This window comes from Streptomyces sp. BK79 (assembly GCF_044142145.1).
Lineage (GTDB): Bacteria > Actinomycetota > Actinomycetes > Streptomycetales > Streptomycetaceae > Streptomyces.
Genome location: NZ_JBHVOC010000014.1, coordinates 140,116 through 164,506, shown reverse-complemented (window position 1 = coordinate 164,506; position 24,391 = coordinate 140,116). Strand labels below are relative to the sequence as shown.

Sequence of the window (24,391 nt, the reverse complement as noted above, 5' to 3'; positions counted from 1 at the left end):
CGTCCAGCGGCGTCCAGTGAGGGAGTGATCCATGACGAACCCCGAGGTCCCGGAACCCGTGGTGCGCACCGCCGTCGGCCAGGTGCGCGGTCGGCGGGAGGACGGCCTGGCCGTCTTCCGCGGCATCCCGTTCGCCGAACCGCCGGTGGGCGGACTCCGGTTCGCCGCCCCGCGTCCCGCCCGCCCCTGGGACGGGATACGGGAGGCGTACGCCTTCGGCCCGCCGCCCCCGCAGGACATGGGCCTCGCGGGGCCGGCCGGGGCGCTCCCCGAGGGCGAGGACTGGCTGACCGTCAACGTCTGGACCCCCGCGCCGGACCCGGCCGCCCGCCGTCCGGTCATGGTCTGGATCTACGGCGGCGCCTACAAGCTCGGCCACTCCGGCAGCCCCGGCTACGACGCCCGCCGCATCGCCGAGGACGGCGACCTCGTCGTCGTCACCCTCAACTACCGCGTCGGCATGGAGGGCTTCGCCCACATCGACGGCGCCCCCGCCAACCGGGGCCTGCTCGACCAGGTGGCCGCGCTGGAATGGGTACGGGACAACATCGCGGCGTTCGGCGGCGACCCGGGCCGGGTCACGGTCTTCGGCGAGTCGGCGGGCGCCGGTTCCGTGGCCTGTCTGCTGTCCATGCCCCGCGCGGCCGGCCTCTTCCACCGGGCCATCGCCCAGAGCGTGCCGGGCACGTTCTTCTCCGACGCCCTCGCCCGGGACGTGGGCACCGCCCTCGCCGCCGAGCTGGGCCTCGGGCCCACCGTGGCCGACCTGGCGGCCGTGGAGCCCGAGCAGCTGGTCAAGGCGGGGCAGTCGCTCGCCCCGAAGATGCCCGGCATGGTCGCCCGCTGGGGCCAGGCCGCGCCCACGATCACCCCGTACGCGCCGGTCGTGGACGGCGACGTCCTGCCGGACACGCCCTGGCGGGCGCTGGCCTCCGGCGCGTCCCGGGACGTCGAGCTGATCACCGGCCACAACCGCGACGAGAACCGCCTGTTCACCGCCATGGCCGGGAAACTCGGGCAGATCTCCGAGGAACGCGCGAGCGCGGCGCTGCGGCTGTACGCGCCGGGCGGCGAGGCGGCCTACCGGGCCGCGTACCCGGACGCGTCCGCGAACGACCTGTACGAACGCGTCCAGACCGACTGGCTGTTCGCCATGCCGTCCCTGCACCTGGCCGAGGCCCATCTCGCGGGCGGTGGCCGGGCCCACGTCTACGAGCTGACCTGGCCGGCCCCGGGCGCCGGCGGCGCGCTGGGCGCGTGCCACGCGCTGGACGTCCCACTCCTCTTCGGCACGTTCCGCGCCGACCTGGGTCTGCTGCTCTTCGAGGGCGCGGAGCCGTCCGCGGAGGCGCTGGCGCTGTCGTCGCGGTTCCGTTCCGCGTGGACGTCGTTCGCCCGGACCGGCGACCCCGGCTGGCCCGCGTACGACACGCAGCGGCGGCTGGTCCAGGTCCTGGACGCCGAGCCGGTGGTGGCGCCGTACCCGCAGGAGGCGTCCCGGCGCCTGTGGGAGGGTTACGAGTTCGCTGCGCTGCCGCTCATCCAGGGTGCCGAAGGCTTTTGACGAACGCGGTCCAGGCGTCGGCCCGGAACGTCAATTTCGGGCCGAGGGGGTTCTTGGAGTCGCGGACAGCGGTGGAACGGCCTTCCGCTACCTCGACGCAGTCGGCGCCGTCGCCGCCGCTGTAGCTTGAGCTGTGCCATTCATGGGTGTGGTTCTCCATGCCCGTAATCCTGCGCCACCGACTCGATCAGTACCAGGGACTCCCGGGGGGAGAGCGCACTGGCCCTGACTAGGTCGAACGTCAACTCATGACGAGCGACGGTGGATGGATCGTCCGTCAGGTGACCCATGCCGACGCCCTCGACGTACGCGAGGGGAGCGGCGTCGGAGAAGTACATGAGCTTGATGCCGCTCACCAGGGACCCGACCTCTCCGGCGCTGAACATCAGGACCTGCATGATGATCCGGCGGCGGTGGACGAGGGCGGCGACGTGGCGCAGGGCCTCAGCCATCACCCGAGGGCTGCCCACCCTGCGCCGTAGAGCGGTCTCGTCGAGTACCGCCCACAACGTGGGGGTTGTTGGATCGTCGAGGAGTCGACCTCGTGCGATGCGGTCTCCGACCGACGCGTCGATCTTTTCCACCGGTGCCGTCGGCTCGTAAGCGCGGAACAGTGCCTGTGCGTAGCCCGGAGTTTGCAGCAGGCCGGGGATCAGCACGGGCGTGTACTGCTTGATCGAGGTGGCGCGGGACTCGGCTTCCACCGCTTCGGCGAAGTGGGTCGGGTAACTGGACTTGGCGGACACGCCGCAGTTCCGCTGGAAGAAACCCCCCGTCCCCAACACCTCGTCCAGCATCCGCGCATACTCCGGCTGCATCCTGCGCGTGCCGGACTCCAACTGGCCGATGAACGAGCCGCTGACGAACAGCCGCGCGCCCAGGTCCTCCTGGCTCAGTCCGGCCTTCTCGCGGGCGTGGCGCAACTCCGCGCCGAGCAGGGCGCGGGGTGACGACGAGGGGTCGAGGTCTTTCGGTCCCGGCATGGCAGCGGCACTCCCGGTCGCACAACAGGGGCTGTTGGGACGCCCCGTATGGCCAGGTTAGGGCCGTGACGGACACGCTGTGTCGAGAATCACGAACTCAGCGTGGAAGTGAGGAAGCGTGCGGTCGACCGAAGAAGTCGTCGAAAGCCTGCGGCAGGCCCTCGTGGGCGCCGGTGTCGTGCTGCCGTCCCTGGGGGTCGATCCGGTGACCGGCGCGAGTGACGAGCCGTTCCCGCTGGTGGAGTTGGGGCGGTGCAACGTCAGGGTCGCGGAGCGGCTGGCGTCGGTGGTGCGGGGCGAGCGGCCGGCGGTCGGTACGCACGCCGTGGACGTGCGGGACGGAAGGGTGGGGGAGGTCGCGGCGCACGTCGGGGACGGCGTGCGGATGCGGCCCGTCGGCGGGGGCCGGGAGTGGGACTGCCCGAAGGCGTCCGTGGTGGACGCGCGGCCGGAGGAGGTGATGCGGGCCCGGCTGCGCAGGACCAACCACGAGAGCGTCCGGGGTTAGTCGGGCGCGACGAGCCGTCCGGTCCGGGTCAGAGGCCGCCCATCGGCTCGATGTCCACCCGCACCGGCGTCCCCCACACCCGCAGTACCTCGTAGTCCGTGAACTCGTGGACCAGGCGGTACGCCATCGCCGCGCGGGGGGCGCGCAGTTGGGCCGCGATGTACAGCTCCGCCTCGCGGCGGTCGCGGCGCGGGGTGCCGCACAGCTGCCACGCCTGGCCGTTCCACAGCTCGGGCAGCCAGCGCTGCTGGGGCTGCGGCCGGTCGCCCCGGACGCCGTAGCGGGACTGGACCGGCTCGGTGGCGGGCCGGGCGGGCAGCGGGCCGCCGTTGTACTCGGCCCGGCGGGCGGTGCGGCGGCGGGTCTCGCACAGGAGGCACAGGTCGGGGGCGGCCTTGTCGACCGGGCCGTTGGGATGCTCGGGGCAGCGGGTGGTGGGGGCCGCCGCCGTGACGCTCTCCTCCAGCTGGTCCAGCGCGCGCTTCAGGTCAGCGCGGACCTCGTGCAGCTTGGCGTCCGGGGTGTCGGCGGTCAGGGCCTCGCCGTGCTCACCGAGGAGACGCAGGGCGCGGCCCAGGGCGGTCAGCTGGGCGTGGTTCATGTTCCTCAGGGTCGCACACGGCGCCGGCGGTCCCGTGCGCCCGTGACGCGCGCAGGGCCTCGCCGAGGCCGAAGAAGTACGTCGCCGCGAAGCCGACCGCGTATCCGGTGAGCAGGCCCCCGGCGTAGACCGCCGCCGTCGTCGCCCAGCCGGCGTCGCCCGCCAGGAGCGGGAAGAGGGCCCAGCCGGACGGGCCGATCGCCGTCGCCCCCACGTCGGTGCCGAGCATCGCGAACAGGCCGACGAAGGCGCCCCCCGCCGCCCCGCCCACGCAGGCGGTGAGGAAGGGGCGGCCGAGGGGGAGGGAGACGCCGTAGATCAGGGGCTCACCGACGCCCAGCAGGCCGGCGGGGAGCGCGGACCTGATCGTCGTCCGCAGGGACGTGTCGTGGCGCAGCCGGACGTAGACCGCCGCCGCCGCGCCGACCTGGCCGGCGCCCGCCATGGCCAGCAGGGGCAGCAGGACGGTGTGGCCCTGCTGCTCGATGAGGGTGGCGTGGATGGGGATCAGGGCCTGGTGCAGGCCCAGCATCACCAGCGGGAGGAAGAGGCCGCCGAGGAGCAGGCCGGCCAGGGCGCCCGTCGTCGTCAGGAGCCAGTCGGCCGCCGCGCCGACGGCCGTGGCGACCTCGCCGGCCGCGTACATGAGGACGTAGAGGGTGACCAGGCCGGAGACCAGGACCGTCAGGGTCGGGGTGAGCAGGACGTCCAGGGTGCCGGGGAGGCGGGCCCGGCACCACTTCTCGACGCGGGTGCCCAGCAGCGCCGCCGCCAGCGCGCCGAGGACGCCGCCCTGGCCGGGGACGAGCGTCATCCCGAAGGCCGTCACCTGCGCGACGCCGGGATAGACGACCACGGCGGCGACCGCGCCGCCCAGCACGGGTGTGCCGCCGAACTCCTTCGCCGTGTTGTGGCCGACGAACACCGCGATCAGCGCCATGAACGCGGAGGAGAGGGCGGCCAGGGCGGGGGTGAGGCCGGGGAGCCAGCGCAGGTTCGCCAGCAGCCCGGCGACGCCGGCGAGGATGCCGCAGCCGATCAGGGCGGGGATGAGGGGGACGAAGATGTTCGCGACCCGGCGCAGGGCCGCTTTCAGCGGCGTCGCGTTGCGGGCCCGCTGCCCCGCCTTCAGTTCGGCGCCGCGCCGGGCGAGGACGTCCGCCCCCGGCCCGGCGGGGGTCTCCGCCGGGCCGGCGCCCCCGGTGGCCAGCAGCGCCTCGAACGCCTCCGTCACCCGGCCGACCGCGCCCGGGCCCAGCACGACCTGGTACGCCTCGCCGTCCTCCACCACGCCGAGTACGCCGGGCAGCGCCCGCAGCGCCGCGTCGTCCACCCGGGAGCGGTCGGCCAGGCCCAGGCGCAGGCGGGTCATGCAGTGGGCGACGGAGGTGACGTTCGCGGGGCCGCCGACCAGGGGGAGGAGGGCGGCGGCCGTGGAGTGGGGGGTGTCCTTGTGCACCCCCCGAGCGTGCGGTCAGCCCCGCGCCGCCGCCAGCGCGGCGCGCAGGTGGCCGCCGGAGTCCTCCAGAAGGCGGGCGGCCGTCGGGCCGTCCACGTCGGCCAGCAGGGCCAGGATCGCGTGCTTGACCTCGCCGTCGGTGGCGGTCAGGGCGCGCTCGATCTCGTCGTCCCCGGCGCCGGTGGCGAGCGCGACGATACGGCGCGAGCGGGCCCGCAGCTTCTCGTTGGAGGCGCGGACGTCCACCATCAGGTTCCCGTACGTCTTGCCGAGCCGGATCATCGTGATCGTCGACAGCATGTTCAGGACCAGCTTCTGCGCCGTACCGGCCTTCAGGCGGGTGGAGCCGGTGATCAGCTCGGGTCCGGTGACGACCTCGATGCCGTGCTCGGCGGCGGCGGCCAGGGCGCTGCCCGCGTTGCAGGCGAGGCCGACGGTCAGGGCGCCGAGGGCGCGGGCGTGCTCGACGGCGCCGACGGCGTACGGCGTGCGGCCGGAGGCGGAGACGCCGACCACCGTGTCGTCGGCGGTGAGGCCGAGGGCGTCCAGGTCGGCGCGGGCCAGCTCGGCGGAGTCCTCGGCGCCCTCGACGGAGGTCACCATGGCGTCCGGGCCGCCCGCGATGAGGCCGACGACCTGCCCGGGGGCGGTGTTGAAGGTGGGCGGGCACTCCGAGGCGTCCAGCACGCCGAGCCGGCCGGCCGTACCGGCGCCCGCGTAGACCAGCCGGCCGCCGCGTGTCATCCGGGCGGCGATCGCGTCGACGGCGGCGGCGATCTCGGGCAGCCGCTCGGCGACGGCGGCGGGCACGGCGGCGTCCTCGCCGTTCATCAGCCGCGCGATGTCGAGGGTGGGCAACTGATCGATCTCGGCCAGCTCGGGGCGGAACGCCTCGGTGGTGAGACTCTCCAACTGGGAGCGGAGGTCGGGGTGGTGGGGGGTGGAGGTCATGGCCAGCGACTCTTTCCGGTCTCTTCTCGATGCTGGGTGGTGCGGCGCCCCGGGGGCTTCTACGGCCTCCCGCGCGCCCCATGCCGATGCGCCAACGCCTCATAGGACGCCGCCAGAGCCGGCGCCGCCGACTCGTACGTCCGCTGCGCCACCCCCACGAACAGACAGTCCACCACCAGCAGCTGACTGGTCCGCGACGACATCGCCGCCGGCCGCAGCTCGCTCTCCCGCGACGTGGACGTGGTCAGGACGTGGTCGGCGTACTGGGTGACGGGGCTGTCGGGGCGGCCGGTGATGGCGACGGTCGTCGCCCCGCGCTCGAAGGCGACCCGCAGCGGTTCGATGACGTCCCCCGTCGAACCGGAGTGCGTGATGGCGAGGGCGACGTCCCCGGCCCGCAACTGCACCGCGTTGGTGACGGCGAGGTGCGGGTCGCCGGGCGCGTGGGCTATCAGCCCTATGCGCAGCAACTTCTGGGTGAGGTCCTGCGCGACCAGCCCGGACGCGCCGATGCCGTACACGTCGGTGCGGCGGGCGGCGGCGAGCGCGGTGACGGCCGCGCCGAGCTGGACGGTGTCCAGGCCGGCGGCGGTGTCGGCGAGGGTCTGCTGCTCGTCGTAGGCGAGCTTGGCCACGACGTCGGCGATCGGGTCGTCGACCGCGATGTCGGTGGTGATGGCGGGCGCGCGGCCGGACTGCTGCTGGGCGGCGAGCCCGGCGAGCGCGAGGCGCAGGTCCCGGTAGCCGGGGTAGCCGAGCAGCCGGGCGGTGCGCACGACGGTGGCCTCGCTGGTGCCGGTCAGCTCGGCGAGGCCGGTGACCGTGAGCGCCGCGCAGCCGGCCGGGTCGCCCGCGACGGCCTCGGCGACCCGCTGCATGGAACGGGTCATCGACGGCGCCAGCGTGCGCACCTTGGCGGCGAGCGCGGCGGGCGCGGGCGGCGCGCCGCCGCTCCCCGCGCCGCGACGGCCCTGGACCGGACCGCCGCCGCCCACGCCGCCGAAAGTTTCCTTCACTTCATCGGTCACTCATGAAAGATATTTTCGTTTCGGTCCGTGGGTCAAGAGTGCGCACAATGGGTGCATGGACCCCATCAGCCCCCTGGAGCAGGCGCTGCACGCCGCGCGCGCCCTCGTGCTCGCCGATCTGGTGGCGGGCGAGGTCGCCGAGCCCGACGTCGTCTCGCTGGTCGAGGAGTCCGTCGCCCAGCGGCGCTGGTGGGTCGAGCAGTGGCCCGAGGGAGCCTCGTTCGTGGCCGGGCTGGTCGCGCAGGACGTCCAGGACGCCCTGCTGGAGCGGTACGGACGCTGGCCGTTGTGCCCGGTGTGCGGCTCCGGCGACCCGCACGCCCTGGACGTCGAGCCCGAACTGGGGCCCGACCCGCACTGGGTGTGCGGCAAGGCGGGCGTGAAGGTCGCGGCGGTCGGCTCGCTGGGCCCGGCGACCGGCGGCGGGTCCGCGTGAGGGCGGCCCGGTGACCGTCTACATCGACCCGCCGACCTGGCCGGGCCACGGCCGTATGTGGTCGCACCTCGTCAGCGACGTCTCGTACGCCGAACTGCACGCGTTCGCCGAGCGGCTGGGCGTGCCCCGCCGCGCCTTCGAGCGCGACCACTACGACATCCCCGCCCAGCGGTACGCGGACGCCGTGGCCGCCGGCGCGCGGGAGGTCGGCAGCCGCGAGGTGGTGCGGCTGCTGCACCGGGCGGGGCTGCGGCGCCGCAAGGGCTCGGCTCAGCCGCGCAGCTCGTAGGCGTACTGTTCGGCGCCCTCCCCGGCGACCCGGACCCGGCGGAAACCGGCGCGGGTGATCACGGCCTGCGAGGCGGTGTTGTCCGGTTCGGTCGTCGCGCACACGGACGTCACCTCGTCCCGCTCCAGCGCCCACGCCGTCAGCGCGCGCAGGCCCTCGGTGGCATAACCGAGGCCGCGGGCGGCCTCGACGAGGTCGTAGCCGACCTCCACCCGGCCGTCCTCGTCCGGCGGCCCGTGGAAGCCGATGCCGCCGACCGCGCGGCCGTCCTCGCGGCGCACGAGCGCGAACACGCCCCACTCGGGCCGGTGCACGCCCGCCTCGTACGCCTTCAGCAGCATCCCGGCGGCGTCCCGGGTGCCCTGGTAGGGGCCGCCGTCGACCCACGCGAAGCCGCCGTCGCCGCCCGCGGCCAGGTCGCCGGCGGCGGCGGGGGTGACGCCCTGGAGGGTGAGGCGGCCGGCCTCGATCACCAGGTTGTTGCGCCAGCGCCACTCGGTGAGCGGGGCGCGCCCGGGCAGGTCGCCGCGGCCGGTGGCCCACAGCAGGGTGCGCCAGGGGTCCTCGCCGGGCCTCACGTGCGGGAAGAGGCGGGCGAGGACGTCGGCGCACAGCCCGGCGGGCGGCTCGTAGGACAGCCCGACGCCCTCGGCGATGTCGTGCGTGTGGAGCAGGACTTCGGTGATCCCCATCGCGGCGAAGCCCTCGCGGTCCGCGCTGCGGAAGGGGTACGGGTGGAAGGCGCGGACCTCGCGCGGGGTGGTCCGCAGGGTGGCGGCGAGGAGGGCGCCGGTCGTCTCCACGACGTGCAGGACGCCCTCGTTGTCCGTGCCGTCGTCGAGGGTGATCTCGAAGGGGACGTACGCCTCGGTGGCGCGTCCGGCGAGCTGGCCCGCGTAGGCGATGAGGTCGCCCGCGATGTGCTCCGCCGTGTACCGGCAGCTCCACTCCAGGCGTCCGGCCCGGACCGCCTCCCAGTCCCGGTCCGTCGCCGTCCGCAGCAGCGCCACGGCGTCCGCGACGGCCTCCTCCACCTGATCCCCGCCCAAGCTCAGCATGCCGGGCAGGCTACGGGGCGGGAGTGTCCCCGAGCGACAGCATTTCCAGCTCGCCGGTGACGTTGTAGCGGGCGGTCGCCTCCCAGGCGCGCTGCCCGTGCGGGGTGTGGAACAGCCGGGGCAGGTCGAGGAGTCGGCGCAGGATCGCCGCCCGGCCCTCGCGGAAGGCGTCGTTCGGCACGAAGTGGTACTCCTCGCGGACGGCGGCCGTGTACGCGGCGTACGCCGACGGCGGCGAGGCGAGGACCGAAAGGTCGGCGTCGCACAGCACCTGCCCGTCGCGGTCGTCCTCGGCCGGGGCGTGGGTGACGGTGAGCCGGACCAGCCGGGCCACCTCGGCGGTCTTCTCCGCCGGGACGCCGGCCTCGGGCAGCGCGCGCTCGGCGAGGCGGGCCGAGCGCTCCTCGTTCTCGGAGCGGTCGGGGAGGTAGACGGCGTCGTGGAACCAGGCGGCCAGCCTGACCACGTCCGGGTCGTCGGCATGCTCCGCCAGCACGTCGACGTGGTCCAGGACCGCGGTGAGGTGCGTGAGCGTGTGGTAGCGCCGCTGGGGCTCCTGCCAGCGGGCGAGCAGGGCGTCGGCGTACGGCGCCGGATCGGGGCCGGTGCCGGCACCGGAGCCCCGGGCTGCTTCCAGGGCGCGGGTGAAACGGGAGCGCAGGGCGTCGAGGTCGGCCATGCGCTCATTGTTCCAGCGGGGCCGGTCCGCCGGCCCCGGGCGGCACCGGGGCGCCCGCGTTATGCACTGTTCTCTTAGTGAGAAGCTGTAATCGAGTGCAATCGAAGGTGTCAATAGCTTTCGTGATACCTTCTAACCGAATCGTGACCCCGCGGTCGCGCGGAGACGTGGAAAGGGATGCGGACCATGACGGAGGCGCGTACGACGACCCCGCGCGAGCGCTACCGCGGTCAGGTGCGTGCGGAGATCAAGGAGTACGCGCGGGAGCAGATCGCCACGGCCGGGGCGTCCGCGCTCTCCCTCAACGCGATCGCCAAGCGGATGGGCATGAGCGGACCCGCGCTCTACCGGTACTACGCCGGCCGCGACGAGCTGATCACCGACCTGATCAGGGACGCCTACCGGAGCCTCGCCGACACCTTCCGCGCGGCCGCCGGGTCCGGCGCCGACCTGGCCGGCCTGGCACACGCCCTGCGCTCCTGGGCGCTGGCCGACCCCCAGCGGTACTTCCTCGTGTACGGCACCCCCGTCCCGGGCTACCACGCGCCCGCCGACATCACGGACATCGCCTCCGAGACCATGGCCGTCATCCTCGACGCCTGCGCCGCGCTGCCGGACGGTGGCGGCGGCGGGACGCCGTTCGACGCACACGTCGGGGGCCACCGCCAGTGGGCCGACGGGCACCCCGCGACCCCCGCCGCCCTCCACCGGGCCCTGACCTTCTGGACCCGGCTGCACGGCGTGCTCTCCCTGGAGCTGGCCGGCCACTTCACCGGCATGTCCTTCGACCCGGCCCTGCTCTACGCCGCCGAACTGGACGATCTGGCGGCACGCTGACCGCGGGGCCGCCGCGCCCCTAACGTGGAGCCCATGACGACTCCTGCCGACGTGCACGACGTACGCGATCCCGAACGGCCCGGCCGGCTGCTGGCCGTCGAACGGGACGACCTGCTGCCGCTGCTGCGCTCCCGGGCGGACGGCGACTTCGCCCTGCCGGTGGCCGCCTGTCCGGGCTGGACCGTGCGGGACGTGCTGGCGCACTGCTCCAGCGCCCTCATGCGGGCGGTGGAGAACCGCTTCGAGGACGGTGTCTTCTCGCCCGAGTCCAACGACCGCGACATCGCCGAACGTGCCGACTGGACCAACGCCCGGGTCCTCGACGAACTCGAACGCGGCATGACCGAGGCCGGTCCGGTGATCGGCCGCGCGGGCGGCGCCCTGGACGGGCTGGCGCTGGGCGAGTGGGTGCACGCCGGCGACGTACGGGTGGCCCTCGGCGAGCCGGGCGCGTACGCGGGACGCGGGCTGCCCGAGGCCCTCGCGCTCCTCGGCACGCTCACCCGCGACCGCTCCCACGTGCCGCTGCACGCCGACCTCGACGACGTGGACGAGCCGCTGAAGCTGGGCGAGGTGAGCGGCGAGCGGCCCCCGGGGCGGTACATCGGGGACGCGGCGACGCTGGTGCGGCTGTACGCGGGCCGGCCCCTGGACGGCGCGGCCGGGTACGAGCTGGCCGGGGTGGAGGCGGCGGAGCTGAACCTCTTCGGCGGCTGACCGGCGCCGACCGGCGGCGCGGGGGAGTCCTGGCCGGCCTTCGGGGCGTAGTCTGGGATTGGACTAGACCTGTAGTAGGCCGACGAATGGGGTCCCATGAGCAAGCGTGCAGTCCTGGAGGTGATCGCCCTCGACGTCGAGGACGCGGTCGCCGCCCAGGCCGGAGGCGCGGATCGCCTCGAACTGGTCACCGACATGGCGGCCGACGGACTCACCCCGTCGGCCGGGACCGTCGCCGCGATCCGCGCCGCCGTCGACATCGACCTGCGGGTGATGCTGCGGCTCGCGGACGGCTTCGCCGCCGGGGACGTCGAGCGGCTGGCGGAGGTCGCCGGGCGGATGCGGGAGGCCGGGGCCACGCAGTTCGTGCTGGGTTTCCTCGACGCCGACGGTGACGTGGACCTCCGGGCCGTGGAGCGCGTCGCCGGGGTGCTGGACGGGTGCCGGTGGACGTTCCACCGCGCCATCGACCGCGCCGCGAACCGGGACGCCCTGCGCAAGCAGCTCGCGGACTTCCCCGGGCTGGACACGTACCTCACGGCCGGGGCGGCCGGCGGGGTCGACGAGGGCCTGCCCGTCCTGCACGCCGAGGCCCGGCGGCGGGGGGAGCAGGGGTACGAGCAGCGACTGCTGGTCGGGGGCGGCCTGCGACTGGACCACGTTCCGGGCCTGCTGGCGGCGGGCATCGACGCCTTCCACATCGGCGGCGCGGCGCGGCCCACCGGGTGGGACGGGCCGGTGTCGGCGCAGGCGGTGGCGGACTGGCGCCGAGCGCTGGACACCCCCCGCCCGTAGCCGCGTGGCACGGGTGGGCGGTGGGGGCCCCTCCCGCGCGAGCGAAGCCGAGCGTGGGGGAGGCACCCGGCCGGCGCCGGGCCGCGTCACCCACCCCCTGGCGCACCCCGGCTCACTCGCCCAGCTGCGCCGGCAACCCCGCCGCATGCGTCACGATCAGCCCCGACACCGCCCGCGTCAGGCAGACGTACAGCCGCCGCAGCCCCGTCCGCTCGTCCGGCTCGCCGTCCACCACGGCCCGGGGCTCGTCCAGGACCACGTAGTCGTACTCCAGGCCCTTGGCCAGCGAGGCCGGCACCAGGGTCAGCCGGGTCGCCCGGGTCGTCTCCTCGCCGGGTCCGACGAAGCCGATCCCCGCCGCCCCGAGGGCCTCCGCGAGCCCCGGCACCCGCGCGTCCGCCGCGATCAGGCCGACCGAGCCCTCCCGCTCCAGCAGCTCCTGACAGGCCGCCACCACGTCGGCCGTGCCGGCGTCCGCCGCACGGACGTCGAAGAAGCCCGGGTTCTCGCGGATCGACGCCACCGGCGTCAGCCCGGGCGCGATGTGCGGCAGCAGCCGGGACGCGTACGCGATCACGTCCGTCGGCACGCGGAAACCGGCCGTCAGCTCCTCGACCACGGCCCCCTCCTTGCCCAGGTGACCCAGCGCCTCCTCCCAGCTCCGCGTCGCCCACGGCGTGGTGCCCTGCGCCAGGTCGCCGAGGACGGTCGCCGAGCCGGTGGTGCAGCGCCGGCCCACCGCGCGGTACTGCATCGGGGAGAGGTCCTGCGCCTCGTCGAGGACCACGTGCCCGAGGGAGTGCGTGCGCTCGATCAGGTCGGTCGCCTCGTCGATCAGCACGGCGTCGGCGGGCGACCACTTGGCGGACCTCACCGACCGGGCGGGCCTCACCCACAGCACCGCCTTCTGCTCCTCCTCGGTGAGCACACCGTCCGCGTGCTCGGCGAGGAAGTCCGCGTCGGAGAGCAGCCGCAGGACGAGCTTCGCGGGATCGACCTGCGGCCACACGCTCTTGACCACCGCCTTCACGGCGGCGTCGCGCGCCACCGCGTTCTGCGTCCGGTCGTCCGGCGCCTCGCCGGCCCGCTCCATCTGCACCAGCACGGCGTGCGCGATGCGCTGCGGAAGGGCCTCGCGGGCGGCGCCGTAGCGGATGTCGCGGGCGAGCAGCTCGCGGACGATCTCCTCCACCTCGTACGCCGCCACCCGCCAGCGGCGCGAGCCGCGCACCACGACGAGCCCCTCGGCGGGCGGGGTGACGTGCGCGTACAGGGCCCGGCGCAGGACCTCCGCCATCCGCGCGTCGCCCTTGACCACCGCCGCCGTCGCGTCGTCCGCGCCGCGCACCTCGACGTGCGCCACCAGGTCGTCGACGGTGGACTGGCGGACCGTCAGCTCGCCGAGCGCCGGGAGCACCTGCTCGATGTAGTGCAGGAAGGACCGGTTCGGCCCGATGACCAGGGTGCCGGTGCGGGCGAGGCGCTCGCGGTGGGCGTAGAGGAGGTAGGCGACCCGGTGCAGGCCGACGGCGGTCTTCCCGGTGCCGGGGCCGCCCTGCACGCAGACCGAGCCGGACAGTCCGGCGCGCACGATCTCGTCCTGCTCGGGCTGGATGGTCGCCACGATGTCGCGCATCGGGCCCACGCGGGGGCGTTCGATCTCCCGCTGGAGCAGCTTGCTGGTGACCGCCGCCTCGGCGGGGTCGGACAGGTGCTCGTCCTCGTAGGCCGTGAGGTCCCCGCCGGTGTAGCCGAAGCGGCGGCGCAGGGAGACGTCCTGCGGGTCCTTCTTCGACGCCCGGTAGAACGGCTGCGAGACCGGCGCCCGCCAGTCGATCACCATCGGGTCGCCGTCCGCGTCGTGCACGTGCCGGCGCCCGACATAGAAGCGTTCCCCTTCCCCGCCCTCGGCCTGCTCGGCCCCCGGCGCGTGCAGGTAGTCGAGCCGGCCGAAGAACAACGGGGTCTCGCTGAGGTCGGCGAGCGCCTTGACGCGATCCTCGATCTGCCTCTCCAGCACGGCGGCGTTGACCCAGTTCGCGGTGACGTCGGTGATGTCGAGGGACTCGACGTCCTCGCGCATGGCGCGCAGCGCGGAACGGGAGGCGGCCAGGTGGGAGCGCTCTTTGGCGAGGGGGTCGTCGTGGACGGGCGTGGACAAGGGGGTGCCTCCGGATGACCTGCGGTGCGGTGGGCGCGGGTGCGCGCGGCGGGCCGACCGGTTTCCGTCCGGACGGCGGCACTCCGTGGGGAGGCGGGCAAGAGCGGAGATTCTAGAGGGCCGAAGGCGGCACGGGCCAACGGTTTTTCCGTCCCCGCTCGCCGTCCGCGCTCGCCGTCCCCTAGGGGATCGCGTCCTCCGTCGCGGCGGACGCGCTCCCTTCGCTCCCCCCACGGTCGTAGCGGAGGGCGGCGGGGGTTCGGTCCGCGGGCCGATGCCGGTACGGGGGGCGCGGTCGCACCATGGAGACATGAGCGCAGCAACCATCTCCCCCGCCCCGGCACCGGGCCGCGCGTCCGGTGCCACGCCCGTGGCCGGCAGCCACCGGCACCGGCTCGGTGACACCCTGCGCGCGGTCAGGGTGTTCGCGGGCGCCGCCTTCGACGTGGTCGTCCTCGGCGAGTACGGCGAGGAGGCCGGCGTCCGCCGCCGGCCCTAGGGTCCGCGGGACCCGTCAGGCGTCCTCCGCCAGGACCTCGTCCGCGTCCATGATCCGGTACGCGTAGCCCTGCTCCGCCAGGAAGCGCTGGCGGTGGGCGGCGAAGTCCTGGTCGAGGGTGTCGCGGGCGACGACCGAGTAGAAGTGCGCCTGGTGGCCGTCGGCCTTGGGCCGCAGCACCCGGCCGAGGCGCTGCGCCTCCTCCTGCCGGGACCCGAAGGTGCCCGACACCTGGATGGCGACCGTCGCCTCCGGCAGGTCGATGGAGAAGTTCGCGACCTTCGACACGACCAGGACGCTGATCTCACCCTGCCGGAAGGACTCGAAGAGCTTCTCCCGCTGGGCGTTGGACGTCTCGCCCTTGATGACCGGCGCGCCCAGGTGCTCGCCCAGCTCGTCCAACTGGTCGATGTACTGGCCGATGACGAGGATCTGCTGCCCGGCGAAGCGCCGCACGATCGCCTCGGTCACCTTCCGCTTGGTGTCGGTCGTCGCGCAGTAGCGGTACTTCTCCTCCGTCTCGGCGGTGGCGTACGCGAGCCGCTCGGAGTCCGTCAGGTTGACCCGGACCTCCACGCAGTCGGCGGGCGCGATGTAGCCCTGCGCCTCGATCTCCTTCCACGGCGCGTCGAAACGCTTCGGGCCGATGAGGGAGAACACGTCCGACTCGCGCCCGTCCTCGCGGACCAGGGTCGCGGTCAGCCCGAGCCGGCGCCGCGCCTGGAGGTCGGCGGTGAACTTGAAGACCGGCGCCGGCAGCAGGTGCACCTCGTCGTAGACGATCAGCCCCCAGTCCCGGGAGTCGAACAGCTCCAGGTGCGGGTAGACGCCCTTCCGCCGGGTCGTCAGCACCTGGTAGGTGGCGATGGTGACGGGCCGGATCTCCTTGCGCGTCCCGCTGTACTCGCCGATCTCGTCCTCGGTCAGGCTGGTCCGCTTCACCAGCTCGTGCTTCCACTGCCGGGCGGAGACGGTGTTGGTGACCAGGATCAGCGTCGTCGACCTGGCCTGCGCCATCGCCCCGGCGCCGACCAGCGTCTTGCCCGCGCCGCAGGGCAGGACGACGACACCGCTGCCGCCGTGCCAGAAGTTCTCCACCGCCTGCTTCTGGTACGGGCGCAGCGCCCACCCGTCCTCGGCCAGGTCGATCGGGTGCGCCTCGCCGTCGACGTACCCGGCGAGGTCCTCGGCGGGCCAGCCCAGCTTCAGCAGGGTCTGCTTGATCTGCCCGCGCTCGGAGGGGTGCACGGCGACCGTGTCGGCGTCGATGCGGTTGCCGACCAGCGGCGCGATCCGCTTCGACTTCAGGACCTCCTCGAGGACCGGCCGGTCGGTGGTCGTCAGGACCAGCCCGTGCGCCGGGTGCTTGGAGAGGGTGAGGCGCCCGTACCGGTCCATCGTCTCGGCGATGTCGACGAGCAGCGCGTGCGGCACCGGGTAGCGGCTGTACTCGACGAGGGCGTCCACGACCTGCTCGGCGTCGTGGCCCGCCGCCCGCGCGTTCCACAGGCCCAGCGGGGTCACCCGGTAGGTGTGGATGTGCTCCGGCGCCCGCTCCAGCTCGGCGAACGGCGCGATGGCCCGACGGCAGTCACCGGCCTGCTCGTGGTCGACCTCGAGGAGCAGGGTCTTGTCGGACTGGACGATCAGCGGACCATTCACGGGCGGCACCCTTTCGCGCGCGTACGGCCGACGAGACTGGACGGATCGGCCAAACGTCCAGTGTGCCTGATCGCCGGGCGGGGCTACCTGAGACTGATGTTGTTGATCAGCGGCCCCTCGATGGTGAGGCCCTCCGTGACCAGGGGTTCCACCCCGGTGGCCGGCAGGGGCAGCGGCAGCGCGGCGGCCTCGGGGGCGAGGGCGCCGAAGAGCGCGGCGGCGGTGATCAGGGCGGCGAGGGAGACGGCGACGGCGGAACGGGCGGTGGCACGGGCGGCGGTGCGGTCGGGATCGGGGAGCTGCGAACGCATGGGAACCGGCCTTTCGGGGCGGAGGAGTGCTTCCAGGGGGGAGGGGCGACGGGAGGGGAATCCGGAGCGGGCCGGGCCCAGGGGGACTGGGACCCGGCCCGCGGTCGGGAACGCGGACCGGCTAGAGGACCTCTGGCGGCCCCCAGCGGGCCACTAGAGGGTCACGCCTCCGCCGAGGTCGATGCCGATGGCCGCGGCCTCGGCGGCGAACGCCGCGATCAGCGTGGCGGTGGAGGTCAGGACGGTGGCGACTCGGCGAACGGCAGTACGCATCGGGTTCTTCCCTTCGGTTCGATTGCAGGGCACCCGGTGGCTGCCCGACCGCCGTCGGCTCGATGCGGAAGATGAAAAAAGCTCCCTCTCAGGTGCGAATCACCCGGCGTGGCGTGCATGAACCACCGCGTACGCCCGAAAGTGCGCAACAGGGCGGAATTCCCGCACGGCGGGCGTAAAACCCCGGGGGACGGATCGCCGCAGGCCCGCCTCAGGTCGCCTCGTCGGCCAGCTCGGCCACGCCGGTGATCCGGTGCAGCGGATACGTGCGCACCTCGTCCGCCGTGTGGTCGTACGCCGTGACGAAGCCGCCCTCCACCCTGATCGGGGAGATGACGCGCTGGCTGGCGGCGCCCTCGGCGTTCACGTAGCCGATCCACAGCGCCTCGCCGGTCAGCACGGCCGCCTGCGTGGTGGCGAGGGTCTCGGCGGCCCCCGTGCGCGGCAGCTCCCCGCCCGTGACCGGACCCTCGCCCGCACCGGCCCCGGGGCCCGGCTTGCGGGGCGCCGTGGCGGCCAGGTCACCGGCCCGGATGGCCCGCACCGCCGCCGTCAGGAGCGTGTCGTCGGGCACCGGCGGACCGTCGGGAACCGGCTCCGGCGCCGCGCGCGGCGGGGTGCGGTGGGCGTCGGCCCGCGCGATCAGCACGTCACCGGCGGCGGACTCCGCGGCCGGCGCGAACCCCATCGCGCGCAGCCCCTCCAGCAGCGCCGCCGGATCGGTCTGCGCGGCCAGCACGGTCGGCGCGAGGCGGCGCAGGCCGAGACCGGCGGCCCGCTTGTCGGCGAGGATCTCGTCCAGCGTCGCGTCGTCGTCGCAGCGCACGTACGCCGACGCCGCGCCCACCCGCAGCCGCCCGTGCCGCCGGGCCACGTCGTCGATCAGGTACGTCAGCGGCTGGGGCACCGGCGTGCGGGAGTGCCGGGCGAGGAAGGCGTGCAGGTCGGCGGCGGTCCGGCCGGCGTCCAGCGCGCGGCGCACCGACCCCGGCGTGAACCGGTAGACGGTCGCCCCGCCCTTGGACTCCACGTCCGCGAGCACCCCCAGCACGTCGGCCAGTCCGCGCTCCAGCGGCCCCGGCGCCACCGCCGTCAGGTCGGCCTGAAGCAGCACGTGGTCCAGCGGTTCGGGGAAGAGCGGCGCGAGCAGCCGGGCGGCGGCCGCGGTGGCGGCGGCCCGCTCGGCGGGGCTCGCGGGCAGGGGCACGGCGGGCGTGCGGTGATGGACGGGGAGCTTGTCGCCCGGGCCCTCGGGTTCCCCGGGCTCCGGGCCCGCGCCGGGCGCCTGGGGTGCCCCGATCAGGGCCCGCCCCGGCGACGCCAGCGCACCGCGCCCGGTGACGCCCAGCAGCTCGGCCTCCGCGAGCGTCCACCGGGCGAGCCGGTCGCGCAGGTCCTCCTCCTGCGGCTCCCGCTGCTCCCGCTGGGGCGCGCGCGGCGGACGCTCCCAGCGCAGCCGGGCCAGCAGCGACTCCGCGGTGGGCGCGGCGCCCTCGGGCAGCCCCGCCAGCAGGGCCAGCACCCGGTGCCGTACCTCCGGCGCCGCCGAGCGGTCCAGGTTCGGGCCCAGCGCCGACAGCGTCCGGTCCTTCGCGTCCCGCCCCCCGACCACACCCGGTGTCCGCGTCGCCGTCAGCCACGGCCCGGCGAGCCACGCCCAGCGCTCGGCGGGCGGCAGCTCCCGCCACTCGTCGTACGCCGGGGTCGCCGCGTACCGCTCCTCGTCCCCCGCGCCGGCCGGGCCCGCCCCGCCGTCGGAGGCGATCAGCCCGGCCCCGTAGGCCAGCTCGGCCCAGAACGCGGCCACCGGTTCGGGCACGTCCAGCGCGACGGCCGTCCGCTTCAGGTCGCGCACGCTCAGGCCGCCGGCCCGCAGCACCGTCGGACCGCCCTCGTCCCACTCCTTCAGCAGCTCCTCGACGGTCGCCAGCGCCGCCAGCGCCTGGCCGGCCGCGGTGGCGTCCACAACCTGTGGACGGTGCGTGGCCGCGGCCTCCACCGGCGGCGGCACCGGCTGCGGCGTGCGGTGCGCGCGGCCCCCGCGCAGGTGCAGGGCCACCTCGCGGGGCAGGACGACCGTGCCGGGCGCCGTCGGCAGCAGCAGCCCGCGGTCCAGCAGCGCCCGCAGGTGCGGCGCCGGATCGTGGGTGACCTGCCCGTACGGCGGCCCCCACACCAGCCGGGCCAGCACCTCGCGCGACTCCTCGGGCAGCGAGGCCAGCAGCGCCGCCATCCGCGGCCGGTCGGCGAACAGGTCGCCGAGCGCGGACACGGCGGACACGGAATCGTGCGTCGACGGCAGCCCGACGGTGGTGAGGATCTCCTGCATCCTGCCCGGCGACATCCCCGCCGTCGCCTCCCGCACGGCCGGGCCGAGCCCCGTCGGCGAAGGGTGCTGCGGGGACGGCGCGAGCAGCTCACGGGCGGTGCGCACCAGCCGCAGCCGGTCGTCGGCGCCCCACACCAGCGCCTGTTCCCGCAGCAGGGCGACGGCCCGGGGCAGCGCGGCGCGGACGGCCGGGTCCTGCTCGTCGCCCGCCATCAGGCGGAGCAGTTCGTCGTACGGGGCCGGGTCCGAGGCCACGGCCAGCGCCTGGGCCGTCTGCAACGCGAACCGGTCCAGCCGCTCCAGCGCCCGGACGACCGAGGCGCGGGTGCCGGCGCGGGTGGCGAGCTGCGTGAGGTCCGTCGGCACGGGTGTGATGAGGTCCGGGCGGCTGCGCAGGAGGGCGGCCAGCGAGACGTCGTCCCTCACGCGGAGCGCCTCCGCGAGGGACCGGGGGGCCGCGGACTTCTCCTCGGTGCTCATCCGGTCCACGTTAGCGGGTGGGTACGACGCCGGGGCGGCGCGTGCGCCGGTGGACACCACCGCGCGGGGGTGTCCGCCACGGCCGGGAGGATTCGGTACCTTCGTCCGGCGGGGTACCACAACACACCGCCCCGGAGGGGTTCGTGGGGATCGAGAGCGACCAGGTCGTCTTCGAGTATCTGAGCCGCGTCGGCGACGTGGCCCAGCAACGCCAGCTGCCGTCGGCCACCCGCATGCGGCTGGTCGCCGATCTGCGCAACGAGATCGACCGGCACCGGGCCAGGACCACCGTGGACAGTCCCGCCGCCGTCCGCCGCATCCTGGACCGGCTGGGCAGCCCCGACGACGTCGTCGACGCGGCGGGCGGCACGAGCGGTGTCCGCCGGCCGCCGGTGCCGCCGCCCACCGCCGTACCCGAACAGCCGTCCCGCGGACCGCGGGACGCGGACAAGCGCCGGGGCCTGCGCCGCGCCGTACCGCGCCCCCGGCCCACCGCGCCCGCGCCCGAACCCGGTGCCGCGCCCGCGCCGGCCGCCTCCCCGCCGCACCTGGCGGGCGCCCACGAACTGGGGGACACGGCGGCGCGGCCGGACTGGTGGCGGGTGGACGGCGGCCCGTTCGCGGACGCCGGCGACCGGGTGCCGGGGTTCGTCGGCGGAGTGGAGATCCCGGAGCTGCTCAAGCCCCCGCCCAGGGACCGGGACGACCCGGACGCGGCCCACAAGGCGCGGCGGGCCCCCGAGAGGCCCGAGGCGGTGGAGGTGGTGGAGGCCGCGGAACCGGCCGTCGTGGAGACGGGCGGGACCCGGCGCCGCCGCCTGCGCCGCCTGTGGCCCGAGGGCGGCTGGAACAACCCCCTGCTGCTCCTCGCCGCCGCCCTGCTCCTCAGCGGCGCGGTCCTGGGCAGCCTCCTCCCGCTGGGCCTGGGCTGGCTGATCGTCCACCTCTCCCGCCGGCTCACCCCGGCCCAGGCGAAGTGGGCGGTCCTGGGCCTGCCCGGCACGGTCGCCGCGGCCGGTGCCGTCTGGCTGTGGGGCCGTACGGAGGGCCGCTGGGGCGACCCCGTCGCCGAGGGCCACATGAACGACGCCGTGGCCGAGACCTGGCCCTGGGTCCTGCGCACCGCCGCCGTCGCCACGGCCCTCTACCTCCTGTGGCGCTCCCGCCGCCCCCGCTCCTGACCCCGGGCCGGCCGGAGGCGCCGGTGGGACCGGCACAATGGGCCCCATGGCCTCCACGACCCGCCGCCCCGCGCCCACCGTCGGTTTCGATCTCGACATGACGCTGATCGACTCCCGCCCCGGCATCCGCGCCTGCTACCTGGCGCTCACCGAGCGGACGGGGACGTACGTCGACGCCGACCTGGCCGTCACCCGGCTCGGGCCGCCGCTGGAGGAGGAGCTGGCCCACTGGTTCCCGGCCGAGGACATAGCGGCCACCGCCGACCTGTACCGGGAGATGTACCCGTCCTACGCCGTCGCCGCCACGCCCGCGCTGCCCGGTGCCCGCGAGGCGGTCGAGGCGGTGCGGGAGGCCGGCGGGCGGGCGATCGTCGTCACCGCCAAGTACGAGCCGAACGCCAAGCTGCACCTGGCCCACCTCGGCATCGAGCCGGACGCGGTGATCGGCGACCTGTGGGCCGAGCAGAAGGCCGTGGCGCTGCGCGAGCACGACGCGGACGTGTACGTCGGCGACCACGTCGGCGACGTCCGGGGAGCGCGCGCCGCCGGCGCCCGCTCCGTGGCGGTGGCCAGCGGCCCGTGCGACGCCGAGGAGCTGCGCGCGGCCGGCGCCGACGTCGTCCTCGCCGATCTGACGGAGTTCCCCCGGTGGCTCGCGGGCTACCGCGAAGGCGACGCCGACGGCCCCGCCGCCGCCCGCGCCTGACGCCGGCCCGCCGCGATCGACCGGAAGACGCCCGCGCCGGCGATGAGGAAGCCCACCCCCATCAGCATGCTCAGCACGAACATGTAGGTGGGAAAGGGCGTCGTCCCCAGAAACAGCGGGGCCACCGTGACCAGGGTGGCCACCGTGCCGATGAAGAAGACGATCGCACCGGCGCGGATCAGCCGGTCGCCGGGCGCGGCGGAATTCGTTCGGGTTTTGTCACGCACCCGACCAGGGTAGTTCCCAGGCCTGGAGAACGACCGGGCGACGTCTTGTCACCGGCCTGCAGACCATTAGCCTTGGTACCGGCGGGTCCGGACGACCCGCCCAAGTGCTATCAAAAGCCGTTTCCGAGCGGTTCCCGAGCAGTTTTCCGACGAGTACGAGGACGAGGACAGACGTGCCTACCGGCAAGGTCAAGTGGTTCAACAGCGAGAAGGGCTTCGGCTTCCTCTCCCGCGACGACGGCGGTGACGTCTTCGTCCATTCCTCGGTCCTCCCCGCCGGAGTCGAGGCACTGAAGCCGGGCCAGCGCGTGGAGTTCGGCGTGGTCGCCGGGCAGCGCGGCGACCAGGCCCTGTCCCTGACCCTGCTGGACCCGGCCCCGTCGGTCGCGGCGGCGCAGCGCAAGAAGCCCGACGAGCTGGCCTCCATCGTCCAGGACCTGACCACCCTCCTGGAGAACATCACCCCGATGCTGGAGCGCGGCCGCTACCCCGAGAAGACCGCCGGCAAGAAGATCGCCGGTCTGCTGCGCGCGGTCGCCGACCAGCTGGACGTCTGACCGCGCGCCGTCCGACCGCGCGCCGCGCCTACGGGAACGCCAGCGCGTCCGGGCCGAGGGCCGGTACCAGGCCCTCGGCCGCCGCGCGGGTCAGCAGGCCCCGGACCGCCGCGTAGCCGTCCTCGCCGAGGTCGGCCGTGAACTCGTTGACGTACAGCCCGATGTGCTGGTCGGCGACGGCCGGGTCCATCTCCTGGGCGTGCTCCATGACGTACGGCCGGGAGACCTCCGGGTCCTCCCAGGCCGCCCGCACGGACGCGCGGACCGCGTCGGCGAGCCGCGTCAGCCTCTCCTCGCCCAGCGACCGCCTGGCGATGATCGCGCCGAGCGGGATCGGCAGCCCGGTGGTCGCCTCCCAGTGCTCGCCCATGTCGGCGAGCTTGTGCAGCCCGTAGTTCCGGTAGGTGAAGCGCGCCTCGTGGATCACGAGCCCGGCGTCGACCTTCCCGTCCCGCACGGCCGGCATGATCTCGTGGAACGGCATGACGACGATCTCGCCGACCCCGCCGGGCACGGTGTCCGCCGCCCACAGCCGGAACAGCAGGTACGCCGTCGACGTCTCGCTCGGCACCGCGACCGTCCGGCCCTTCAGGTCGGCGCCGGCCTCCCGGGTCAGCACCAGCGGGCCGCAGCCCCGGCCCAGCGCGCCGCCGCAGGGCAGCAGGGCGTACTCGCCGAGGACGTACGGCAGCACGGCGTACGACACCTTCAGTACGTCGAACTCGCCGCGCTCGGCCATGCCGTTGGTGATGTCGATGTCCGCGAACGTCACGTCGAGGGCGGGGGCGCCGGGGACGCGGCCGTGGGCGAGGGCGTCGAAGACGAAGGTGTCGTTCGGGCAGGGGGAGTACGCGATCTGCAGGGTCTCAGTCGTCATGGGGGTTCCAACTCGTGAGGACGGGCGCGAGCTTCCCGAAGGCGTCCGTCAGGGCGGTGAGCGCGTCGCCGATGCGCCAGGCGGCGCGGTCGCGCGGGCCGACCGGGTTGGAGACCGCGCGCAGTTCCAGTACCGGTACCCCGTGCGCGGCGGCGGCCTCCGCGACGCCGAAGCCCTCCATCGCCTCCGCGAGGGCGCGGGGGTGGCGGGCGCGCAACTGCGCGGCGCGTTCGGCGGTGCCGGTGACGGTGGACCCGGTCAGGACGGTGCCGGGGCGGGCGCCGGTCGCGGCGGCGACGGCGCGGACCAGGCCGGGCGGCGGGTGGTGGGTGACGGTGCCGAAGCCGAGGCCGGTCACCGGCACGAAGCCGTCGGCGGTCTCGGCGCCCAGGTCGGCGGCGGTGATCTCGTCGGCGACGACGAGCGAGCCGACGGGCGCCCCGGGCGCGAAGCCGCCGGCGATGCCGGCCGAGACGACCAGGCCGTAGGGCGCGTCGTCGAGGGCCGCGGCGGTCAGGGCGGCGGCGGTGGAGGCGGCGGCGAGGGCGGGGCCGACACCGGCGGCCAGCAGGTCCCAGCCGCCCGGGAGCCGGTGGAGGACGACCCCGGGACGGGCCACGTCGGTGCCCGGCTCGGGAAACGCCCGGGCCACCGCGTCCCGTTCGACGGGGACCGCGGTGGCCACGAGGACGCGCACGGAGGACGTGGTCAGCTGTCCTTCTTGAGCCGGAAGGACCACAGGCCGGTCGCCGCCTCGCTGCCTTCCTTGCCGTCGCCCGCCTTGATGGTGACGAGCGTCGAGTCGCCCTGGGCGCCGTACTGGGCGTTGAAGAACACGCTGCCCGGGACCGTGCGGTACGTGTTGTCCGTGTCGTCGGTGAGCTGCTGACCGTTCATCAGGATCGTCCAGCGCTCGTCGGCGACCTCCGGGTCCACGCCGAAGCGGACGGTGTCGTCCGGGTCGACCGTGATGGACTCGACGTCGTCGTTCTCCAGGCACTTCTGGATGTCGGCGGTCTTCAGCACCTCGCCCTCGCCACCACAGGTGGCCTCGGAGCTGACCGAATCGCTGCCGACCGTGACCGTCGACATCGGGGTCGGCTGGTCGCAGGCGGACAGCAGCAGCAGTCCGGCGGATACGGCGCCGGCGGCGGCGACGGCGCGGCGGCGTCGCACAACGCGGTGTTGATCAGCGGCTGCGCCGCGGGGCAACGTGGTCATGG

General features: G+C 74.8%; 27 protein-coding genes. 11 read left to right on the top strand and 16 right to left on the bottom strand.

The window, feature by feature from the left end; translation table 11 throughout:
- Positions 1-31: 31 nt before the first annotated feature.
- Complete coding sequence (locus tag ACFIF2_RS19300) at positions 32-1,564, top strand: carboxylesterase/lipase family protein (protein ID WP_395574209.1); 1,533 nt, start codon at positions 32-34, stop codon at positions 1,562-1,564.
- On the opposite strand, the gene ACFIF2_RS19295 is transcribed toward ACFIF2_RS19300, so the two are convergent.
- The gene (locus ACFIF2_RS19295) at positions 1,539-1,724 is read right to left on the bottom strand and encodes a DUF397 domain-containing protein (protein ID WP_395574207.1); all 186 of its coding nucleotides are present in this window, start codon (positions 1,722-1,724) and stop codon (positions 1,539-1,541) included. The two genes, ACFIF2_RS19300 and ACFIF2_RS19295, sit on opposite strands and share 26 nt — an antisense overlap.
- Positions 1,705-2,547: a Scr1 family TA system antitoxin-like transcriptional regulator gene (locus ACFIF2_RS19290; RefSeq protein ID WP_395574205.1), complete on the bottom strand. Its 843-nt coding sequence runs from the start codon at positions 2,545-2,547 to the stop codon at positions 1,705-1,707. The genes ACFIF2_RS19295 and ACFIF2_RS19290 overlap by 20 nt, the downstream gene beginning before the upstream one ends.
- Positions 2,548-2,665: 118 nt before the next feature.
- Here ACFIF2_RS19290 and ACFIF2_RS19285 point away from each other — a divergent pair, with 118 nt between their 5' ends.
- Positions 2,666-3,055: a hypothetical protein gene (locus tag ACFIF2_RS19285; protein ID WP_395574203.1), complete on the top strand. Its 390-nt coding sequence runs from the start codon at positions 2,666-2,668 to the stop codon at positions 3,053-3,055.
- 28 nt (positions 3,056-3,083) lie between these two features.
- On the opposite strand, the gene ACFIF2_RS19280 is transcribed toward ACFIF2_RS19285, so the two are convergent.
- Genes ACFIF2_RS19280 through ACFIF2_RS19265 form a run of 4 tightly spaced genes read right to left on the bottom strand, consistent with a single transcriptional unit; the run spans position 3,084 to position 7,094 of the window.
- Positions 3,084-3,656 (bottom strand): hypothetical protein, encoded by a 573-nt coding sequence (locus ACFIF2_RS19280; protein WP_395574201.1) that lies wholly within the window; start codon positions 3,654-3,656, stop codon positions 3,084-3,086.
- Positions 3,604-5,115, bottom strand: coding sequence for a PTS transporter subunit EIIC (locus ACFIF2_RS19275; protein WP_395574199.1), 1,512 nt, complete (start codon positions 5,113-5,115; stop codon positions 3,604-3,606). The genes ACFIF2_RS19280 and ACFIF2_RS19275 overlap by 53 nt, the downstream gene beginning before the upstream one ends.
- Positions 5,116-5,130: 15 nt before the next feature.
- On the bottom strand, positions 5,131-6,066 hold the full coding sequence (gene murQ, locus ACFIF2_RS19270) for an N-acetylmuramic acid 6-phosphate etherase (RefSeq protein WP_395574197.1): 936 nt from the start codon (positions 6,064-6,066) through the stop codon (positions 5,131-5,133).
- 59 nt (positions 6,067-6,125) lie between these two features.
- Positions 6,126-7,094 (bottom strand): MurR/RpiR family transcriptional regulator, encoded by a 969-nt coding sequence (locus ACFIF2_RS19265; RefSeq protein WP_395574195.1) that lies wholly within the window; start codon positions 7,092-7,094, stop codon positions 6,126-6,128.
- A gap of 55 nt (positions 7,095-7,149) precedes the next feature.
- On the opposite strand from ACFIF2_RS19265, the gene ACFIF2_RS19260 reads away from it, so the two are divergent.
- Together ACFIF2_RS19260 and ACFIF2_RS19255 are read left to right on the top strand one after the other, a co-directional pair.
- A complete protein-coding gene (locus ACFIF2_RS19260) occupies positions 7,150-7,530 on the top strand; it encodes a hypothetical protein (RefSeq protein WP_395574193.1) in 381 nt (126 codons plus the stop codon).
- A 10-nt stretch (positions 7,531-7,540) separates the two neighbouring features.
- Positions 7,541-7,819, top strand: coding sequence for a DUF4031 domain-containing protein (locus ACFIF2_RS19255; protein WP_395574191.1), 279 nt, complete (start codon positions 7,541-7,543; stop codon positions 7,817-7,819).
- Here the strand turns inward: ACFIF2_RS19255 and ACFIF2_RS19250 are convergent.
- A complete protein-coding gene (locus ACFIF2_RS19250) occupies positions 7,801-8,877 on the bottom strand; it encodes a GNAT family N-acetyltransferase (RefSeq protein WP_395574189.1) in 1,077 nt (358 codons plus the stop codon). The genes ACFIF2_RS19255 and ACFIF2_RS19250 overlap by 19 nt on opposite strands.
- A 10-nt stretch (positions 8,878-8,887) precedes the next feature.
- Positions 8,888-9,556 (bottom strand): hypothetical protein, encoded by a 669-nt coding sequence (locus ACFIF2_RS19245; RefSeq protein WP_395574187.1) that lies wholly within the window; start codon positions 9,554-9,556, stop codon positions 8,888-8,890.
- A 186-nt stretch (positions 9,557-9,742) separates the two neighbouring features.
- Here ACFIF2_RS19245 and ACFIF2_RS19240 point away from each other — a divergent pair, with 186 nt between their 5' ends.
- The 3 genes from ACFIF2_RS19240 to ACFIF2_RS19230 all read left to right on the top strand — a co-directional run bounded on the left by ACFIF2_RS19240 (position 9,743) and on the right by ACFIF2_RS19230 (position 11,905).
- Entirely contained in the window at positions 9,743-10,393 is a 651-nt protein-coding gene (locus ACFIF2_RS19240; RefSeq protein ID WP_395574185.1) for a TetR/AcrR family transcriptional regulator, read from the top strand.
- A 33-nt stretch (positions 10,394-10,426) separates the two neighbouring features.
- Positions 10,427-11,110, top strand: a complete 684-nt coding sequence (locus tag ACFIF2_RS19235; RefSeq protein ID WP_395574183.1) for a maleylpyruvate isomerase family mycothiol-dependent enzyme — start codon at positions 10,427-10,429, stop codon at positions 11,108-11,110.
- 96 nt (positions 11,111-11,206) lie between these two features.
- Positions 11,207-11,905: a copper homeostasis protein CutC gene (locus ACFIF2_RS19230; RefSeq protein WP_395574181.1), complete on the top strand. Its 699-nt coding sequence runs from the start codon at positions 11,207-11,209 to the stop codon at positions 11,903-11,905.
- Positions 11,906-12,017: 112 nt separating this feature from the next.
- On the opposite strand, the gene ACFIF2_RS19225 is transcribed toward ACFIF2_RS19230, so the two are convergent.
- Positions 12,018-14,066 carry a HelD family protein gene (locus tag ACFIF2_RS19225; protein WP_395574179.1) on the bottom strand — a complete coding sequence of 683 codons (2,049 nt, stop codon included), beginning with the start codon at positions 14,064-14,066 and terminating at the stop codon, positions 12,018-12,020.
- A gap of 310 nt (positions 14,067-14,376) precedes the next feature.
- Here ACFIF2_RS19225 and ACFIF2_RS19220 point away from each other — a divergent pair, with 310 nt between their 5' ends.
- Positions 14,377-14,565 (top strand): hypothetical protein, encoded by a 189-nt coding sequence (locus ACFIF2_RS19220; protein WP_395574177.1) that lies wholly within the window; start codon positions 14,377-14,379, stop codon positions 14,563-14,565.
- 15 nt (positions 14,566-14,580) lie between these two features.
- Here the strand turns inward: ACFIF2_RS19220 and ACFIF2_RS19215 are convergent, their stop codons facing one another.
- From ACFIF2_RS19215 to ACFIF2_RS19205, 3 genes are all read right to left on the bottom strand, one after another.
- Positions 14,581-16,227, bottom strand: coding sequence for a DNA repair helicase XPB (locus ACFIF2_RS19215; protein WP_395574175.1), 1,647 nt, complete (start codon positions 16,225-16,227; stop codon positions 14,581-14,583).
- Positions 16,228-16,310: 83 nt separating this feature from the next.
- Positions 16,311-16,538, bottom strand: a complete 228-nt coding sequence (locus tag ACFIF2_RS19210) for a hypothetical protein (RefSeq protein WP_395574173.1) — start codon at positions 16,536-16,538, stop codon at positions 16,311-16,313.
- 484 nt (positions 16,539-17,022) lie between these two features.
- Positions 17,023-19,620 (bottom strand): helicase-associated domain-containing protein, encoded by a 2,598-nt coding sequence (locus ACFIF2_RS19205; protein ID WP_395574171.1) that lies wholly within the window; start codon positions 19,618-19,620, stop codon positions 17,023-17,025.
- 143 nt (positions 19,621-19,763) lie between these two features.
- Here ACFIF2_RS19205 and ACFIF2_RS19200 point away from each other — a divergent pair, with 143 nt between their 5' ends.
- Together ACFIF2_RS19200 and ACFIF2_RS19195 are read left to right on the top strand one after the other, a co-directional pair.
- Positions 19,764-20,801 (top strand): hypothetical protein, encoded by a 1,038-nt coding sequence (locus ACFIF2_RS19200; protein ID WP_395574169.1) that lies wholly within the window; start codon positions 19,764-19,766, stop codon positions 20,799-20,801.
- Between the two features lie 46 nt (positions 20,802-20,847).
- Positions 20,848-21,507 (top strand): HAD family hydrolase, encoded by a 660-nt coding sequence (locus tag ACFIF2_RS19195; protein WP_395574167.1) that lies wholly within the window; start codon positions 20,848-20,850, stop codon positions 21,505-21,507.
- Here the strand turns inward: ACFIF2_RS19195 and ACFIF2_RS19190 are convergent.
- Entirely contained in the window at positions 21,462-21,734 is a 273-nt protein-coding gene (locus ACFIF2_RS19190) for a hypothetical protein (protein ID WP_395574165.1), read from the bottom strand. The two genes, ACFIF2_RS19195 and ACFIF2_RS19190, sit on opposite strands and share 46 nt — an antisense overlap.
- A gap of 173 nt (positions 21,735-21,907) precedes the next feature.
- Here ACFIF2_RS19190 and ACFIF2_RS19185 point away from each other — a divergent pair, with 173 nt between their 5' ends.
- Positions 21,908-22,291, top strand: a complete 384-nt coding sequence (locus ACFIF2_RS19185) for a cold-shock protein (RefSeq protein WP_053132946.1) — start codon at positions 21,908-21,910, stop codon at positions 22,289-22,291.
- A 28-nt stretch (positions 22,292-22,319) separates the two neighbouring features.
- Here ACFIF2_RS19185 and ACFIF2_RS19180 read toward each other — a convergent pair whose 3' ends face one another.
- From ACFIF2_RS19180 to ACFIF2_RS19170, 3 genes are read right to left on the bottom strand one after another with little or no spacing between them, the layout of a single operon-like run.
- The gene (locus ACFIF2_RS19180) at positions 22,320-23,168 is read right to left on the bottom strand and encodes a 1,4-dihydroxy-6-naphthoate synthase (protein ID WP_395574163.1); all 849 of its coding nucleotides are present in this window, start codon (positions 23,166-23,168) and stop codon (positions 22,320-22,322) included.
- Complete coding sequence (locus ACFIF2_RS19175) at positions 23,158-23,865, bottom strand: futalosine hydrolase (protein ID WP_395574161.1); 708 nt, start codon at positions 23,863-23,865, stop codon at positions 23,158-23,160. The genes ACFIF2_RS19180 and ACFIF2_RS19175 overlap by 11 nt, the downstream gene beginning before the upstream one ends.
- Positions 23,866-23,876: 11 nt before the next feature.
- Positions 23,877-24,389, bottom strand: a complete 513-nt coding sequence (locus ACFIF2_RS19170; RefSeq protein ID WP_395574159.1) for a DUF2771 domain-containing protein — start codon at positions 24,387-24,389, stop codon at positions 23,877-23,879.
- Positions 24,390-24,391 lie beyond the last annotated feature (2 nt).